Below are 1,308 nucleotides of genomic sequence, written 5' to 3' on the forward strand. Positions count from 1 at the left end.
CCCCCTAAGCAGGGGGATCGGCGTCCAAAATTGACCCCCTACAGATTGGTCTGTTGCGCTGCCTGCTTTGGAACGAAGCAGGTGGTGGGGGATGCTGATCGTGGAGACGATTGCCCGGATTAGGCGCGAGCACTTCATCAAGGGCAAGACGATCAAGGAGATTGCCCGTGACCTGAAGGTGTCGCGGAACACGGTTCGGAAGGTGCTGAGGTCGGGAGAGACCTCCTTCGAGTACGAGCGGCAGGTGCAGCCGCGGCCAAAGCTGGGACGATGGGCAGTAGAGCTCGACGGATTGCTGGCGGCGAACGCGGCTAAATCGGCTCGTGAACAGCTGACCTTGATCCGGACCTTCGAAGAGCTGCGCGGCCGCGGCTATGACGGCGGTTACGATGCGGTGCGGCGTTTCGCCAGGCGGTGGAGCAAAGAACGCGGGCAATCGACCGCGGCCGCTTATGTCCCGCTGAGCTTTGCGCCCGGCGAAGCCTACCAGTTCGATTGGAGCCACGAGGTGGTCTTGCTGAGCGGCACCACGGTGATGGTGAAGGCCGCCCATGTCCGGCTCTGTCACAGCCGCATGCTGTTCGTGCGGGCCTATCCGCGGGAGACGCAGGAGATGGTGTTCGACGCCCACGACCGGGCGTTCGCCCTGTTCAAAGGCACCTGCACCCGCGGCATCTACGACAACATGAAGACTGCCGTAGAGACGATCTTCGTCGGTAAAGGGCGCCTCTACAATCGCCGCTTCCTGCAGATGTGCAGCCACTATCTGGTCGATCCAGTTGCCTGCACGCCAGCGTCGGGCTGGGAGAAGGGGCAGGTCGAGAACCAGGTCGGGCTGGTCAGGGAACGCTTCTTCACGCCGCGGCTGCGGTTCAAAAACCTCGACGAGTTAAACGCCTGGCTGCTCGACAAATGCATCGCCTACGCCAAGGCTCATCGCCATCCGGAGCTGGTCGATCAGACGATCTGGGAGGTGTTCGAAGCCGAACGCCCCAAGCTCGTTCCCTATGCCGGCCGCTTCGACGGCTTCCATGCGGTGACAGCATCGGTCTCGAAGACCTGCCTGGTGCGCTTCGACAACAACAAGTACTCGGTCGCAGCCAGCGCAGTCGGACGGCCGGTCGAAGTTCAAGCCTATGCCGATCGCATCGTGATCCGTCAGGATGGACGCATCGTTGCCGAGCACCCGCGATCCTTTGGCCGCGGCGATACCATCTACGACCCCTGGCATTATGTGCCGGTGCTCGCCCGCAAACCCGGCGCCTTGCGCAACGGTGCTCCCTTCAAAGACTGGGTGCTGCCGGCCGC

The 1,308-nt window shown here is 62.7% G+C and carries 1 protein-coding gene; it reads left to right on the forward strand.

The features are described 5' to 3' along the window. Window positions 1-91 precede the first annotated feature (91 nt). On the forward strand, window positions 92-1,308 hold a 1,217-nt coding region (istA, locus tag IVB12_RS15405; RefSeq protein WP_247300239.1), incomplete at its 3' end, for an IS21 family transposase.

This window comes from Bradyrhizobium sp. 179 (genome assembly GCF_023073535.1).
GTDB lineage: Bacteria > Pseudomonadota > Alphaproteobacteria > Rhizobiales > Xanthobacteraceae > Bradyrhizobium.